This is a genomic window from Duganella zoogloeoides, from assembly GCF_034479515.1.
Taxonomy (GTDB): Bacteria; Pseudomonadota; Gammaproteobacteria; order Burkholderiales; family Burkholderiaceae_D; genus Rugamonas; species Rugamonas zoogloeoides.
In genome coordinates, this window is the sequence record NZ_CP140152.1 from 1394079 (window position 1) to 1409219 (window position 15141).

14 protein-coding genes are annotated in these 15141 nt (G+C 62.2%); 7 read left to right on the forward strand and 7 right to left on the reverse strand.

Going from position 1 to position 15141, the window contains the following annotated elements; all coding sequences use genetic code 11:
- The first annotated feature begins 159 nt into the window (after positions 1-159).
- The 4 genes from SR858_RS06105 to SR858_RS06120 all read left to right on the forward strand — a co-directional run bounded on the left by SR858_RS06105 (position 160) and on the right by SR858_RS06120 (position 4758).
- Complete coding sequence (locus SR858_RS06105) at positions 160-1392, forward strand: pyridoxal phosphate-dependent aminotransferase (RefSeq protein ID WP_026637420.1); 1233 nt, start codon at positions 160-162, stop codon at positions 1390-1392.
- 124 nt (positions 1393-1516) lie between these two features.
- Positions 1517-2839, forward strand: coding sequence for a homoserine dehydrogenase (locus SR858_RS06110; protein ID WP_019922610.1), 1323 nt, complete (start codon positions 1517-1519; stop codon positions 2837-2839).
- A gap of 79 nt (positions 2840-2918) precedes the next feature.
- Positions 2919-3296: a low molecular weight protein tyrosine phosphatase family protein gene (locus tag SR858_RS06115; protein WP_019922609.1), complete on the forward strand. Its 378-nt coding sequence runs from the start codon at positions 2919-2921 to the stop codon at positions 3294-3296.
- 244 nt (positions 3297-3540) lie between these two features.
- The gene (locus tag SR858_RS06120) at positions 3541-4758 is read left to right on the forward strand and encodes a S1C family serine protease (RefSeq protein ID WP_322534608.1); all 1218 of its coding nucleotides are present in this window, start codon (positions 3541-3543) and stop codon (positions 4756-4758) included.
- A 168-nt stretch (positions 4759-4926) separates the two neighbouring features.
- Here SR858_RS06120 and SR858_RS06125 read toward each other — a convergent pair whose 3' ends face one another.
- The 7 genes from SR858_RS06125 to SR858_RS06155 form a co-directional block, all read right to left on the reverse strand.
- Positions 4927-5259 carry a BON domain-containing protein gene (locus SR858_RS06125; RefSeq protein WP_019922607.1) on the reverse strand — a complete coding sequence of 111 codons (333 nt, stop codon included), beginning with the start codon at positions 5257-5259 and terminating at the stop codon, positions 4927-4929.
- A 226-nt stretch (positions 5260-5485) separates the two neighbouring features.
- A complete protein-coding gene (locus SR858_RS06130; RefSeq protein WP_019922606.1) occupies positions 5486-6889 on the reverse strand; it encodes a sigma 54-interacting transcriptional regulator in 1404 nt (467 codons plus the stop codon).
- Positions 6886-7479: a hypothetical protein gene (locus tag SR858_RS06135; RefSeq protein WP_154819956.1), complete on the reverse strand. Its 594-nt coding sequence runs from the start codon at positions 7477-7479 to the stop codon at positions 6886-6888. The genes SR858_RS06130 and SR858_RS06135 overlap by 4 nt, the downstream gene beginning before the upstream one ends.
- A 41-nt stretch (positions 7480-7520) precedes the next feature.
- Positions 7521-8945, reverse strand: coding sequence for a sensor histidine kinase (locus SR858_RS06140; RefSeq protein ID WP_019922604.1), 1425 nt, complete (start codon positions 8943-8945; stop codon positions 7521-7523).
- 88 nt (positions 8946-9033) lie between these two features.
- A complete protein-coding gene (locus SR858_RS06145; protein WP_019922603.1) occupies positions 9034-9375 on the reverse strand; it encodes a ribonuclease E inhibitor RraB in 342 nt (113 codons plus the stop codon).
- A 15-nt stretch (positions 9376-9390) separates the two neighbouring features.
- Positions 9391-10872: a sensor histidine kinase gene (locus SR858_RS06150; RefSeq protein WP_019922602.1), complete on the reverse strand. Its 1482-nt coding sequence runs from the start codon at positions 10870-10872 to the stop codon at positions 9391-9393.
- A gap of 6 nt (positions 10873-10878) precedes the next feature.
- Complete coding sequence (locus SR858_RS06155) at positions 10879-11571, reverse strand: response regulator (protein WP_019922601.1); 693 nt, start codon at positions 11569-11571, stop codon at positions 10879-10881.
- A 193-nt stretch (positions 11572-11764) separates the two neighbouring features.
- On the opposite strand from SR858_RS06155, the gene SR858_RS06160 reads away from it, so the two are divergent.
- From SR858_RS06160 to SR858_RS06170, 3 genes are read left to right on the forward strand one after another with little or no spacing between them, the layout of a single operon-like run.
- Positions 11765-12859: a porin gene (locus SR858_RS06160; RefSeq protein WP_019922600.1), complete on the forward strand. Its 1095-nt coding sequence runs from the start codon at positions 11765-11767 to the stop codon at positions 12857-12859.
- A 32-nt stretch (positions 12860-12891) separates the two neighbouring features.
- A complete protein-coding gene (locus SR858_RS06165; RefSeq protein WP_019922599.1) occupies positions 12892-13896 on the forward strand; it encodes a Bug family tripartite tricarboxylate transporter substrate binding protein in 1005 nt (334 codons plus the stop codon).
- A gap of 29 nt (positions 13897-13925) precedes the next feature.
- A complete protein-coding gene (locus tag SR858_RS06170) occupies positions 13926-15017 on the forward strand; it encodes an ABC transporter substrate-binding protein (protein ID WP_019922598.1) in 1092 nt (363 codons plus the stop codon).
- Positions 15018-15141 lie beyond the last annotated feature (124 nt).

The window sequence follows — 15141 nt, forward strand, 5'->3', positions numbered from 1 at the left end:
GAAGACTGCCATTCTACCGTCTTTCACCTCTTTGACACCCCTCAAAGGTTGATTAAATGGGATGCTTTCGGCACAATCGTTATTTTCGCATTGCAGCAAGGCGGTAGCGCCGATTTGGCAGTCCGCAGCGTTTTTGCCTCACCTGAACAGGATTTTATTTTGCGACCGATTCAAAAATCGAACAAACTGGCGGAAGTCTGCTACGAGATCCGCGGCCCGGTGCCGGAAAAAGCGCGCCAGATGGAGGAGGAAGGTCACAAGATCGTCAAACTCAATATCGGCAACCTGGCCGTGTTCGGCTTCGACCCGCCCGATGAAATCGTGCAGGACATGAAGATCAACCTGTCCAACGCGGCCGGTTACACCGATTCCAAGGGCATGTTTGCGCCGCGCAAGGCCATCATGCACTACACCCAGGGCAAGAATATCGCCGGCGTCACCATTGACGATATTTACCTCGGCAACGGTGCATCCGAGCTGATCGTGATGTCGATGAACGCGCTGCTCAACAACGGCGACGAAGTACTGGTGCCGGCGCCCGACTACCCGCTGTGGACCGCAGCCGTCAGCCTGTCCGGCGGCAAGCCGGTGCACTACGTGTGCGACGAGCAGCAGGAGTGGTATCCGGACATCGAAGACATGCGCCGCAAGATCACGTCCAACACGCGCGCCATCGTTGTCATCAACCCCAACAACCCTACCGGCGCGCTGTACCCGGTGTCGCTGCTGCTGGAGATTATCGAGCTGGCGCGCCAGCACCAGCTGATCATCTATGCCGACGAAATCTACGACAAGGTGTTATATGACGGCGCCGAACACGTCTCGATCGCCTCGCTGGCGGACGACGTGCTGTTCGTCACCTTTAACGGCCTGTCGAAGAACTACCGCGCCTGCGGCTACCGCGCGGGCTGGATGGTGGTGTCGGGCGAAAAATCCCATGCCAAGGACTACATCGAGGGCCTCAATATGCTGGCCTCGATGCGCTTGTGCGCGAACGCACCGGGGCAGTTTGCGATCCAGACTGCGCTCGGCGGCTACCAGTCGATCCAGGACCTGGTAGGACCGGGCGGGCGCCTGTTGAAGCAACGCGACCTGGCCCACAAGCTGCTGACCGATATTCCGGGCGTCACTTGTGTCAAGCCGAAAGCCGCGCTGTACATGTTCCCGCGACTCGATCCGAAAATCTATCCGATTGCGGACGACCAGCAATTCGCTTACGAGCTGCTGGCTGAAACAAAAGTGCTGATCGTCCAGGGCTCGGGCTTCAACTGGATCGCGCCGGACCATTTCCGCGTCGTGTTCCTGCCCAACTCGGACGATATGACGGAAGCGTTTGGCCGCATGGCCAAGTTCATGGAAGGCTACAGAAAACGCCACGGCGCCACCGTATAAGATCGCCTCAAAAAGCCCAGGGCGGCGTTGCGGCTCCTTGCCGTGCCAGCGCACTGTCTTCGTCGCCGCGCCTTGCCCTGGACATTTTGAGACGATCTTCACCAATTAGATAGAAACGAATTATATGAAACCGATCAAAGTAGGCTTATTAGGCGTCGGCAATGTCGGCTCCGGTACGTTCAATGTGCTTGAACGCAATCAGGAAGAAATCCGCCGCCGCGCCGGCCGTGGTATCGAAGTGGTGGCCGTTTCGGCCCGCAACCTCGAGCGCGCCAAGGAGCGCACCGGCGGCAAAGTCAAGGTCGTGGCCGACCCGTTCGATATCGTCAACGATCCCGAGATCGATATCGTCGTCGAGCTGATCGGCGGTTACGACGAAGCCAAGGCCCTGGTGCTGCAAGCGATCGCCAATGGCAAGCACGTGGTCACCGCCAACAAGGCGCTGCTGGCCGTGCATGGCAATGAAATTTTCGCAGCGGCGCAAGCGAAGGGCGTGATGGTTGCGTTTGAAGCGGCCGTGGCCGGCGGCATCCCGATCATCAAGGCACTGCGCGAAGGCCTGACCGCCAACCGCATCGAGTGGCTGGCCGGCATCATCAACGGCACCACCAATTTCATCCTGTCCGAGATGCGCGACAAGGGCCTCGATTTCGCCACCGTGCTCAAGCAGGCGCAGGAACTCGGCTATGCCGAAGCCGACCCGACCTTCGACATCGAAGGCGTCGATGCCGCCCACAAGGCCACGATCATGTCGGCGATTGCCTTCGGCATCCCGGTGCAGTTCGACAAGGCCCACGTGGAAGGCATCTCGAAGCTGAACGCCGTCGATATCCGCTACGCCGAGCAACTCGGCTACCGCATCAAGCTCCTGGGCATCGCCAAGCGCGCGACCGTCAATGGTAAAGAGGGCGTGGAACTGCGCGTCCATCCGACCCTGATTCCGAACAAGCGTTTGATCGCCAACGTGGAAGGCGCGATGAACGCCGTACTGGTGCAGGGCGACGCCGTCGGCGCCACGCTGTACTCGGGCAAGGGCGCCGGCTCCGAACCGACCGCCTCGGCCGTGATCGCCGACCTGGTCGATATCACCCGCCTGGCCACGGCCGATCCCGAACACCGCGTGCCGCACCTGGCCTTCCAGCCCAACGCCATGACCAACATCGAAATCCTGCCGATGTCGGAAGTGACCACCAGCTACTATTTACGCATGAACGTGGAAGACCAGCCGGGCGTATTGGCCGACCTGACCCGCATCCTGGCCGACGGCACCATCTCGATCGACGCCATGATGCAGAAGGAACCGGCCGAAGGCGAAACCCGCACCGACATCATTTTCCTCACGCACCAGACCCAGGAAAAGAACGTGACTGCGGCAATTGCCAAGATGGAAGCGCTGACCACGGTGCATGGCACGGTGACCAAGATTCGCCTGGAAAACCTGAGCTGACGCTGATTCGCAGCGTTGCTGTTTGACCGCCAAGGGGCGGCCTCCACGCGGGGGCCGCCCTTGTTCGTTTGGGAACCGTATGAAACCACAACACCAGCAGGACCAGAAAACCAACGTCCTGTTCGTCTGCAGCAAAAACCAGTGGCGCAGCCCGACAGCGGAAACCCTGTGGCGCCGCCATCCGGACTGGAACGTGCGCTCGGGCGGCACCAGCCCCAACGCCCGGCACCACGTCTCCGAAGACGATATCCGCTGGGCCGACGTAATCCTGGTCATGGAAGAAAAACACAAGTCGCGGCTCCGGGCGGAGTACACGCGGTTGCTTGAATTCAAGCCGGTGCATGTGCTCGATATTCCGGACGAGTACAAGTACATGGATGCGGAACTGGTTGAGCAACTCGAGCAGGTTGTGCCCTCGATCCTGGCGATTTTTCAGGGCGCGAAGATTTCCACATAGCCGATCTGCGATAGTGGGCTGGGCGTGATAATTCGTGAGATTTCCAATGGGAAAACTTGCTATGCTGGTTGCGAGATCCGCTTCGCGCCAAACTACCCTCACTCACGCAGTAAGTGCCTGGGAATTGCTGCCATTTTCTCGCAGTAATCTATCACTGGTTAGTCCATCCCTATTGATTGGCTGGAAACGATCATGCAGCACAATTTCAATTTAATAAATATTTCACGGGAGTAATTAATTGCGTGTGTTTTCTTTGTGTGCTGCCCTACTGGTCAGCGCCACCGTCCAGGCGGCTCCTGCTGTTGCGCCAATGTCTGCAGTCATCAATGTGAGCTCGGAAAATTTGCGCAAAACGGCTGAATTCAAGTTATGGAAAAGCGCTCTGGACAAGACGCAGCCAGTTGGCCAGGTTGGTTTGGGAATATTTTGCTCCGATGGCCAGGACATAATCTATACCAAAGGCCTCGACGAATATAACGTGATCCGCGTAGGGAAAAATTTCCTGGATCGTAGCGCAGCGCTGGGCTATCCAAAGTTTGAAGGTGAAGAATCGGCTTTTGCAGAAAAGCTGGGCTTGGAAGCGGACTTCAAGGTGGGCTTTACCTTATTGGCGCTGCATTACGACATTTGCGGCAGCCCGAATGCCAAAGAGTTCTCGGGCACCGCCAGCGTAAAGCTGCGCCTGGAGTTATATTCAAACAAACTCAAACGCATCGTTTATACGAATAACTTGGAAGGTAAGTTTTCGTCCAAAGAAAAAATCAAATCTCAAGATTTTGACGATGCGCTGTTCAACTCCGCACTCGATGTCGCGTTCTCGGATAAGGCATATGTAGATCAATATCGGGACATCGTCCGAACCGTGGAGGCAACGGAAAAAATTGATGTCGTCAATGGAAAACGCTTAAGCGAAAGCATCGACAAGAATTCCAAAGCTTTACTGGGTTCGGTTGTCACCGTCGAGGGGCCGCTCGGCTCCGGTTCTGGCTTTTACGTAGGGTACGACGGCTATATAGTCACCAACCAGCATGTCGTTGGCGAAGCTAAATCAGTACGGATCAAATTTCCTGGTGGGTTCTCTATCAGTGGCGAAGTCATGCGCACCGACCCCATGCGCGACGTCGCCCTCATCAAAACTGCTTCCGCTACGGCAGTGCAATTATCGATCCGTAAAACACCAGTCAAGGTCGGCGAAGTGGTATTTGCAATTGGTTCGCCGTTTGGCGAGCAATTGAGCGGCACGGTAACCCGGGGCATCGTCAGCGCCGAACGCGTCATCAACGAAAAGAACTACATTCAGAGTGACGCCGCCATTAATCAGGGCAATAGCGGCGGCCCCCTGCTCGACGCAAATGGTGAAGTGATCGCGATGGCTCAATCAGCGATCTCTGGGGCATCTGGCATCGGTATGTTTATCCCGGTAAAGGAAGCGCTTGACAGTTTGGGAATGGTATTAAAATAAAAAAAAGCCAGATAGCGCTACGCACGCTATCCGGCAAAGGGTCAGTTACTAGGGTGATACAAAGGGTACTACAACAGGGTCATAAACGACTTACAGGGTACTGCATTGCCATTACGGGGTAATGACGGGCGGGGATATCGCTATCCCCGGATTCGGTGAGCGTGGCGCTTACTTGGTGGCCACGGTCAGTTCGCTCTTGACTTCCTTCACGCCTGGCACGGCCGAGGCGACCTGGATGGCCTTGGTGCCGGCTTCGGTGCTTTGCACCGCGCCGCTCAGGACGACCACACCGTCGGTGGTGGTCACGCCAACTTCTTTCTGATCGGCCAGCGAAGATTTGATCTTGCTGGTGATGGCTTCATCAGTGGCTGCAGTGCCGGACTTGGCGGCGCCAGCCAGTGCACCTTCCTGTTGGCCTGCGGCGAAAGCGGTACCGGTCGCAGCAGCGGCGGTCAGGGTAGCGGCTACCATCAGGCGGGCGAGCAGTTTGTTGGTCATCATGATGATCTTCCTTTATCGAGTTTGGGGATAAGACGTCTGTAACGTTACCTAACACTTAGCAAACGCCGTGCCAGCTCTATAAAGTCATTTGAAATCAATAGCTTGCCGAAGAAATTCAGTATGGAAGCGGTTGAGGAGCGGCATTTGCAGCCTGAAGGCGGGGATTTTGTCGGGAAATGGCGACAACTATCGGCCGCCATTTATCAAGTGCTTGATTTGTAAGGACTTAATCTTGTCGTTCGGGAGCGACAAGGCTGGCGCCGGACCGGAAAGTGGCGGCGTCGAGGTCGTATTTCTGCAGCAGCCGGTAAAACTCCGTGCGGTTGCGTTCGGCCAGGCGGGCGGCGTCGGCGACATTGCCGTCGGTTAGTTTCAGTAATTGAACCAGGTAGTTGCGCTCGAAGCGCTGCTTGGCTTCCGTGTAGCTGAGCACTTCCAGCGACGGCACCCGCAGCGCCCGCTGCACCAGCGACAAGGGGATCAGCGGCGCCGTGGCCAGCGCGCAAACGTGCTCGACCACGTTATAGAGCTGGCGCACATTGCCGGGCCAGGAGGCCGTGGTCAGTGCTTCGAGCGCGTCCGGGGCGAAGCCGTGCACGGTCTTGCCATATTTGGCTGCCAGGCTGTGCAGGAATTGGGTGGCCATCGGCGTGACGTCCTCGCGCCGCTGCGCCAGCGGCGGCAGGGTGAGCGTGATCACATTCAGGCGGTAATACAGGTCTTCGCGGAACTGGCCCTCGGCCATGGCTGCATCGAGGTCGCGGTGGGTGGCGGACAGGATGCGTACGTCCACCGGGCGGCCGACGTCCGAACCGAGCTGGCGCACCACGCGCTCCTGCAATACCCGCAGCAGTTTCACTTGCAGCAATAGCGGCATGTCGCCGATCTCGTCCAAAAACAGGGTGCCGCCGTCGGCCGCCTGCACTAGGCCTTCGCGGCTGCCGATGGCGCCCGTGTACGCGCCTTTCACGTGGCCGAACAGTTCGGACTCGAGCAGCGCCTCGGGAATCGCGCCGCAATTGACCGCGATAAACGGCGCCTTGGCGCGGCGGCTGGCGCGGTGGATGGCATTGGCCAGCAATTCCTTGCCGGTGCCGCTCTCTCCCCGGATCAGGATGCTGGCGTCGGAGGCCGCCACCAGCCGCGCTTCGGCCAGCAGTTCGTCCATGCACTGGCTGCGGCTGATCAGGCCGGCGCGCCAGGCGTTGTCGCTGTCGGCAACGTTGGCAGCCGGCGCGGACAGGCTCAGTGCCTGGGCGATGCGTTCCAATAACAGCTTGGCGTCGAACGGCTTGGTCAGGTAGGCGTAGGCGCCCAGGGTGGTCGCTTCCACTGCGTCCGGAATGGTGCCGTGGGCGGTGAGCAGGATCACCGGCAGCGCCGGGTGGCTGCTGCGGATTTCCTGGAACAGCGACATGCCGTCGCGGTCGGGCAGGCGGATATCACTGATGACCAGGCGCGGCAGTTCGATCGACAGCCGCGCCAGCGCCGCCTCGGCGCTGCCCACGCCGGTCACCCGGTAGCCGTTGGCGGTCAGCCGCATCGACAGCAGGCGCAGCAGGTCGGCATCGTCATCGACCACCAGCAGGTGGGCGCCGTGGCCCGGAGCGTTTTTCACTTCACCATTCATTTGACCACTCCCGGCGCAGTGCTGGCGGACGGGCGCAGCGGCAGCGTGCGTTCGATATTCTTGAGACCCTCGACCATGTCATTGAGCTGGTCGATGCGGCGCTGGCTGTCCTTTTGCTGCGCGGTCAGCTGGGCAGTGAGCTTGTCCACGTGCTCGGCCAGGCGCCGCGCTTCGCTGCAATAGCTGGCCAGCATCAGTGCCAGCGGCTTGTACGGCGCAGCGTTGGCCTCGGTGGAATTGGCGACGTTGTCGAGCAGGCCCTGGGCGCGGTTCAAGTCGCCGCTGCCGCGCGTGAGCATCAGCACCATGCCGGTTTGCAGCGCCACGCGCGGTGTGCGTTTTTGCTGCATCAGTCCGCTCAGTTCCTTCAACAGCTCGCCCTGGCTCATCCGTCGCAGCGCCTGGTGATAATTGAGCAGCGGACCAATGTCGTCGAGCGGCTGCGGCGCCTCCAGCGCGGGCGCGGGTGTGACCGACAGCGCCGGTACCCGGGGCCGGGTGGTGGTGCAGGCGGCCAGGCCCGCGCACAGCAACAGGCACAACAAGGGCTGCCAGCACACGGCGCGGTGGTGTACGGATACATCGGACATGGTCGAGGCTGGCATTTTTTGAGCGAGTCTTCCGGAAGTCATCAGGTTGGATAAGGTAGTTCAATACGGAACAGCGCGCCGCGCCGCGTGGGCAGCAACTGCAGCTTGCCGCCGTGGGCGGCGATATATTCGTGGACGATGGACAGGCCGATACCGTTGCCGTGTCGTGCGCCCGGCGGCTGGCGCTCGCCCTGGTAAAACGGCTCGAAGATGCGGGCGGCGTCGTCCGGCGCCACGCCCGGCCCCTGGTCATTACAGTCGAGCAGCAGCTTGCCGTCGCGCTCGCCAAGACGGAAATACACCAGGCCGCCACGCGGACTGAAGCGTACCGCATTGGACAGCAGGTTGCTGACGGCAACCGCCATTTTATCAGCGTCCACCGCGATGGGCCGCGCCAGCCCCTGGCAGTTCACCGTCAGGCCCGCCGCCTGCCATTGCAGGCGCTGGCTGTCGATCACGCACGCCACCAGCACCGCCATGTCGGTTGGTGCGCGGTGCAGGTGGTCGGCGTCAAAACTGGCTTCGTTGTAGCGCAGCAGCGCTTCGATCTGGTTTTGCAGCGCTGCCGTGTTCTGGTTGAGGATGCCGGCGATCTCGCGCTGGTTGGCGGTGAGCTCGCCTGCCACGCCGTCTTCCAGCAGGGCCACGCCTTCGCGCAGCGCTGCCAGCGGCGTTTTCAGTTCGTGCGAGATATGGCGCATGAAGCGCGCCTTGTCTTCTTCCAGCTGGGCCAGGTGCTGGCGCAGCCAGTCCAGTTGCTGGCCCACGCGTTGCAGGTCGGCGGGGCCGCGCACGGTGATTGGTTTGTCGAGCCGGTTTTCGCCCAGCAAGTCGATACTGGCCTCGATCTGCGCCAACGGGCGCGACAGCCACAGGCCGAAGCCGCCGGCCAGCAGGGCGGCCAGCACGATGGACGCGACCACTTGCGCACCGAGCACCGCGCGCCGCTGGTCGAGCTCGTCGAGCAGGGCGGCATTGCGGCGGTCCACTTCCTGTTTTACTTCTGCAGCAAGATAATCATCGACTTCCGGCAGCGGCGCCAGCGCCCGCTCCAGGTCCTGCTGGCGGGCAGTGCTGCGCGGCCGCGCCGGGGCTTGCAGCAAGTCCCACGCTTGTTCGCCCGCTTCGCGCCAGCGCTGGAATTGCTGGGTGGATGCGCGCGGTAAGCCTTGCTGCAAGGAATCGAGCGACGCGCGTGCTTCGCGCCAGGCATCGGCATAGCGCTCGCGGAAGGCGGGGTCGTCAAGCACGAGGAACTGGCGCGCGCTGCGCGTCATGGCAACGCTGCGCTCGGCAAGTTGCTGGGTGTGGCGGGTGAGCGCCAGCGCGTGGTGTCCGCTGTCGCGGCTGTGGGCGGTCAGGCGGTCGAGCGTCCACAGCGCATGCAGGGACGCTGCGCTGAGCAACACAGCGATCAACAGGAAAACGCCCAACAGCAGCTGGCGAAACGACAGTTTCGAGAGCATGGTGGTCGGTTATGGAACGGTCAACCCCGCATCATAGGGCGAAACCGGTCCATGTGCCTGTTTGATTGACAATATTGCCTGGCGTGATTCAGGGCGCGGGCGCCACGTCCATGCCGTCGTAGGTTTCGATCTGCTGTTCGTCGGCAAATTTGTAGAATTCCTGGTTGCGCACGTCCAGCGACTCGACCGTATGCTTTTCCACTTTTTCCACGTGCAGCCACCACAGCGCCGGGGTGTCGGATTCGGGCTTGGAGTCGAAAATGCCCACCACCTGGTAGCCCTTCGCTTGCAGCAGCGGCGCTGCGCGTTCGAGCTTGGCCTGGTCCTGGTCGGAGAAAAAATAGCCCCACAGCAGCGGCTTGGTGATGTCCCACGGCGCGTTTTGCTTCATGTCGGCGAAAAGGTCGACCATATCCTGTTTGGTGATCATGTACAGCTCCTAAGGTTAAGCCGGCATTTTAACCGCAGTGCCGGGGGCGAAGCGTACTGCTACCAGCAAGCCGCCGCCGGGCGTGTCGCCCAGGGTGATGGTGGCGCCGTGCACGGTGGCGATATCCTGCACGATGGCCAGTCCCAAACCGGCGCCGCCGGGATTGCGCTCGAGCGTGGCGGCCGCGCGGTAAAACGGCGCGAACACGCGTTCGCGCTCGGCCGCCGCGATGCCGGGGCCGCTGTCGGACACCTCCAGCACCACGCCGCTGTCATCCTCGTGCACCGTCAGCGCCAGGCTGCCGCCCAGCGGCGTATAGCGCAGGGCATTGTCGGCCAGGTTGGCGATCATCTCGTGCAGCAGCAGGGCCTGGCCATCGACCATGCCCGGACCATTGGCATCGAGCGACATGTCGATCTGCTTTGCAACGGCCGCCATGGCCAGCTCCAGGCCCACCTGGCGCGCGATGTCGCGCAGCGATACCGGCGCGGCCAGCGTTGCCGCGCCTTCGGCGTCGCCACCGTGTTCGATGCGCGCCAGCGTGAGCAGGCGGTTGGCCAGGTTGACCGTGGAGTCAGTGGTGGCGGCCATGCTTTGCACGATCTGGCGCAGCGCCGCGCGGGTCTGTTCGGGGTCGCTGCCGGCGCGGTCGCACTCGCGCAAGGCCAGTTCGGCCTGGGTCTTGAGCACCGTGAGCGGGGTGCGCAGCTGGTGCGAAGCGTCGGCGATGAAGCGGCGCTGGCTCGCGATCAAGTGCTGCAGCCGCGCGCGCGAATGGTTCATCGCCGCCACCAGCGGACGCACTTCCTTGTGCACCAGCGCCGGATCGACGTCGGTGCTGTCGTTGATCGATCCCGCTTCCACCGCGCTTTTCAGGCGCATCAGCGGTTGCAGCACCAGCCGCACGGCAAACCACACCAGCAGCGCCAGTGCCAGCAGCAGCAAGGCTTGCCAGGTGAGGGTGTCGAACAGGATCTGATTCGACAGCAGGCGCCGCGCTTCCAGCGTTTCGCCCACCTGGATCAGGGCGATGCCACGCATCGAATCGTCGTACACCGGTTGCAGCAGCGCGGCGATGCGCACCGGCTGGCCGTTGTAGTTGGCGTGGTAGAAGCGCACCAGCGCCGGGTAGGTCTCCGAGCGCGGCACGTTGGCCGGCACCGGCGGCAGGTCGCCGTAGCCGGACACGGTTTCGCCACGGATGCCCGACACCTTGTAATAGATGCGGCCCATGGTGTCGGTCTCGAAGCTGTCGAGCGCCACGTACGGCACGTCCGCCACCACCTTGCCGCCGACGATGGACACCCGCTCGGCCAGCGCCCGGGTGGAAGCCAGCAGCGAGCGGTCGTAGGCCACGTCGGCGGCGTCGAGCGCATTGCGATACACGAAAACGGTATTGAGCGCCACCAGCGCCAGCAAGGGCCCCAGCAGCCAGCGCAGCAGCTGGCCGCGCAGGCTGCCGGGCGTTTTCGACGGGGCGGGGGCGCTCGCTGGCATGAGGGATCAGGCTGCCGGCTTGGGTTGCAGCAGGTAGCCGATGCCGCGCAGCGTGGTAATGACGGCGGCGTCGGGCACGGCGATGTCGAGCTTCTTGCGCACCCGGTGGATATACAGTTCGATGGCGTCGAGATTGGCGTCGTCCGCCAGCGCGAACACTTCGTCGAACAGCTTTTCTTTCGAGACGGCGCGGCCGGTACGGGTGATCAGGGTCTCGAGCACCGCGTGCTCGCGCGGCGTGAGCGCCAGCGGCGCGCCGCCGTAGCTGAACAGGCGGGTGACGGTGTCGAACGCCAGCGCGCCGCACGAATACACCAGCGCCTCGCTGCCGATCCGGCGGCGCAGCAGCGCTTTCACGCGCGCTTCCAGTTCGGCCAGTTCGAACGGCTTGGGCAGGTAGTCATCGGCGCCCAGGTTCAGGCCCTGCACCTTGTCGTCCAGGCCGCCGCGCGCGGTGAGGATCATCACCGGCGTCTGGCCGCGCGGCGCCGGCCGCGCGCGCAGGCGCCGCAGCACATCCAGGCCGTCCATGCGCGGCAGGGTCAGGTCGAGGATGACCAGCGCGTAGTCCTGGGTATGGAGCAGGGCGTCGGCGTCGGCGCCGTTGTCCGCGCATTCCACGGTGAGGTTGGCGTCGCGCAGGGCCTTGGCCAGCCAGTGCGACAGTTCGGTATGGTCTTCCACTAACAGTATGCGCATGATGTGTTGTGACTGATGTCAGGACTGGTGTTGTGGCCGACATCATCGTCGGGCGCGTGGCAAAAAGATAGGGTTGTTGCTATTTGTGAACGCGCTACGGCGATGAAAGCTATTTGAAAGGAAGCAAATCTTATAGTGGATACCAGATGTTTATAACGGACATCACTAATAATTATATCCACGGAGACCAACCATGCACCACGCCCCATCGCGCGCCGCGATACGCCTTGCCATTTCCGCCCTGATCGCCGCTGCTGCCACCGGTTCCGCCCATGCCCAGTCGAACGTGCAATTCTACGGCCTGCTCGACGTCGGCGTCGAAAGCCTGAACCATGCGGACGCCAACGGCGGGCGCGTCGCCAAGACCATCTCCGGCGGCATGAACACGTCGCGCTGGGGCTTTCGCGGCAGCGAAGACCTCGGCAACGGCCTGAAGGCCGTGTTCAACCTCGAAGGCGGCATCCTGATGGATAGCGGCGGCCAGGACGGCGCGCTGTTCCGCCGCCAGGCTTACGTGGGCCTGGACGGCGCCTTCGGCCGCGTGATCATCGGCCGCTCGTTTACCAGCGTGTACGACACCGTGATCGCCTACGATCCGATGGGCTTTGCGCCGTTCTACTCGTGGGCCACCTCGGGGCCGGCCACGGGACCGAGCAAATACGGGTTCACCACCGGCTACGATAACCTGATCAAGTATGCGGGCACTTTCGGCAACTTCCGCTTCGGCGCCAATTACGCCTTCGGCGAGCAGGCCGGCAACACCGAGGACAGCGCCAAGACCGGCGTCACCGCCGCCTACAAGCTGGCCATCGGTTCCGGCACCGCCAACCTGATGGCCACCTGGGAGCGCAACAATGGCAACACCGTGGTCGCCACCGGCAACCGCGATGAAAACACGGTCTGGCACGTGGGCGCCAACTACGAAACCGGTCCGCTCAAGTTCTGGGCTGTGCGCCGCGACTACAACCTGCGCGCCGGCCGCGCCCTGACCGCCGACGTGGAAGCGACCACCACCTGGGGCGGCGTGGCGTACAAGCCGAACGAGGTGACCACCATTACCGGCGCCGTGTACCATGTCGACGTCAAGAACGTGGCCGCCGGCCGCGACGCCGACCCCACCATGTACGTGGCGCGGTACCGTTATGCGCTGTCCAAGCGCACCGACCTGCATGTATCGGCCGCCTACGCCAAGGCGAAGAACGGCCAGCTGACCGGACTTTCGCGCGACGACGCCGGCTATGCCAGCACCCAGCGCGGCGTCACCGTCGGCATGCAGCACCGCTTCTAGTACCTGGTGACCGCACCCGGAAAGCACTACCCATGAAAACGTCCAAGTCCATCCATGCCATGCTGGCGCTGTGTGCCACGCTTTGTACAGCGCTGCTGTTCGGTAGCGCGGCCCACGCCGCCAACCTGGAATGCATCGTGCCGTCCAAGCCGGGTGGCGCCATGGACCTGACCTGCAAGCTGGCCAAAAAAGGCTTGAAGGGACTCGACGAAGCCGGCGACACCACCCCGACGCTGTCCGACATGACCATCCGGTATCTGCCGGGCGGCATCGGCGCGGTGGCTTGGAACTCGCTGGTGGCGCAGCCGCGCGCCAAGCCCAATACGCTGGTGGCTTTTTCGGGCGGCTCGCTGCTCTACCTGGCCGAAGGCAAATTCGGCAAGGCCAAGGTGAGCGACGTGCGCTGGGTGGCGGCGCTGGGTACCGACTACGGCATGATCGCGGTGCGCGCCGATTCGCCGTACAAGAACCTGGGCGACCTGCTGGCAGCGATCAAGCGCAATCCCAGGAGTGTGCTGATCGGGCTGTCCGGCACCGCCGGCAGCCAGGACTGGTTCAAGATGGCGCTGCTGGTCAGGAGCGCAGGCATCGATCCCAAGGTGCTGCGGTTCGTGGCGCTGGAAGGCGGCGGCGAAGCGTTTACCGCCATGCATGCCAACCACGTGCAGGTGGTATCGGGCGACGCCAGCGAGGCGGTGCTGTACGCTGCCGGCGGCAACACCCGGGTGCTGGCAGTGCTCTCGCCGCAGCGCTTGCCCGGCGTGCTGGCGTCCTCGCCCACCGCGCGCGAGCAGGGCGTGGACGTGGTGTGGCCGCTGATACGCGGTGTGTGGATGGGCCCCCAGGTGCCCGACGCCGAGTACCGCAAGTGGGTGGCCGCGTTCGACCGCATGCTGGCCAGCCCGCAGTTTGCGCAATTGCGATCCGATGCAGGACTGTACCCGTTCGCGCTGACCGGGGATGCATTGAAAGATTACGTCAGCAAGGCCGTGGACGAATACGGCAAACGCGCCACCGAGTTCGGCCTGGTGCGCTAAAAATTATATAAATAACGGAGACTAAAACCATGAAACTCAAAACCACCATCGCTGCCTGCGCCACCCTGATGCTGATTGCCACCGGCGCGCTGGCGCAGGTGCCGGCCGGCTATCCTGCCGACTACCAGAAGATCATCGACGGCGCCAAAAAAGAGAAAAAGCTGGTGGTGTACGGCGCCACCGACAGCAAGGCCACCCAGCCGCTGGTCAAGGACTTCAGCGCGCTGTATCCGGGCATCTCGGTCGAATACAACGACATGAATTCCACCGAAGTGTATAACCGCTTCATTTCCGAAGTGGCCGCCGGCGGCACCACTGCGGACGCCGTCTGGTCGTCGGCGATGGACCTGCAAATGCGCCTGGCGTCGGAAGGTTATGCGCTCAAGTACAAGTCGGTGGAAAGCGCCAAGCTGCCGGCATGGTCGATCTGGGAAGACCAGGCTTACGGCACCACGTTCGAGCCCGCTGCCATCGTCTATAACAAGCGCCTGCTCGATCCGAAGGAAGTGCCGCAAACGCACGCCGACTTCGTCAAGCTTATCCAGCAGCCGAAGTTCAAGGACAAGGTCACCACCTACGATATCGAAAAATCGGGCGTGGGCTTCATGCTGATGGCGCAGGATGCGCGCGTCAATCCGAAGTTCACCGAACTGCTGGGCGCTTTCGGCGCGGCCAAGGTGCGGGTGCAGTCGTCCACTGGCACCATGATGGAGCGGATTTCGTCCGGTGAAAACCTGATCGGCTACAACGTGGTGGGTTCGTACGCGCTGGTGCGCGCCAAGACCGATCCGTCGATCGGCGTGGTGATGCCGAAGGATTACACGCTGGTGCTCTCGCGCGTGCTGTTCATCAACAAGGGCGCCAAGAATCCCAACGCCGCCAAGCTGTGGCTCGACTACATGCTGTCGCACCGCGCCCAGAACATCATCGCCAACGAATCGAAACTGTTCGCCATTCGCGAGGATGTAACGGGCGAAGCCACGTCCGCCGAATTGATCAAGCAGGTCGGCAAGGACAACGTCAAGCCGGTGCCCGTGCATCCGAGCCTGATGGAATACCTGGCCCCGGCCAAGCGCATGGCCTTCCTCAAGCAGTGGAAGGACACGGCCGGCAAGAAGTAAGCGCCTGGCTGCAGCTCCTTAGTCCCTTAGTCCCTTAGTCGCTTAGTCCCTTAGTCACTTAGTCACTTAAGCAAGCGTCCGAACCCACGTCCACCATGGCGCGGGCGCGGGCCCCTTTTCGCCT

What these genes read in the sequence shown, in the direction of transcription:
- SR858_RS06110 (WP_019922610.1), top strand. Translation starts at nt 1,517, where the DNA reads ATGAAACCGATCAAAGTAGGCTTATTAGGCGTCGGCAATGTCGGCTCC.
- SR858_RS06115 (WP_019922609.1), top strand. Translation starts at nt 2,919, where the DNA reads ATGAAACCACAACACCAGCAGGACCAGAAAACCAACGTCCTGTTCGTC.
- SR858_RS06125 (WP_019922607.1), bottom strand. Translation starts at nt 5,259, where the DNA reads ATGATGACCAACAAACTGCTCGCCCGCCTGATGGTAGCCGCTACCCTG.
- SR858_RS06130 (WP_019922606.1), bottom strand. Translation starts at nt 6,889, where the DNA reads ATGAATGGTGAAGTGAAAAACGCTCCGGGCCACGGCGCCCACCTGCTG.
- SR858_RS06135 (WP_154819956.1), bottom strand. Translation starts at nt 7,479, where the DNA reads ATGTCCGATGTATCCGTACACCACCGCGCCGTGTGCTGGCAGCCCTTG.
- SR858_RS06140 (WP_019922604.1), bottom strand. Translation starts at nt 8,945, where the DNA reads ATGCTCTCGAAACTGTCGTTTCGCCAGCTGCTGTTGGGCGTTTTCCTG.
- SR858_RS06145 (WP_019922603.1), bottom strand. Translation starts at nt 9,375, where the DNA reads ATGATCACCAAACAGGATATGGTCGACCTTTTCGCCGACATGAAGCAA.
- SR858_RS06150 (WP_019922602.1), bottom strand. Translation starts at nt 10,872, where the DNA reads ATGCCAGCGAGCGCCCCCGCCCCGTCGAAAACGCCCGGCAGCCTGCGC.
- SR858_RS06155 (WP_019922601.1), bottom strand. Translation starts at nt 11,571, where the DNA reads ATGCGCATACTGTTAGTGGAAGACCATACCGAACTGTCGCACTGGCTG.
- SR858_RS06160 (WP_019922600.1), top strand. Translation starts at nt 11,765, where the DNA reads ATGCACCACGCCCCATCGCGCGCCGCGATACGCCTTGCCATTTCCGCC.
- SR858_RS06165 (WP_019922599.1), top strand. Translation starts at nt 12,892, where the DNA reads ATGAAAACGTCCAAGTCCATCCATGCCATGCTGGCGCTGTGTGCCACG.
- SR858_RS06170 (WP_019922598.1), top strand. Translation starts at nt 13,926, where the DNA reads ATGAAACTCAAAACCACCATCGCTGCCTGCGCCACCCTGATGCTGATT.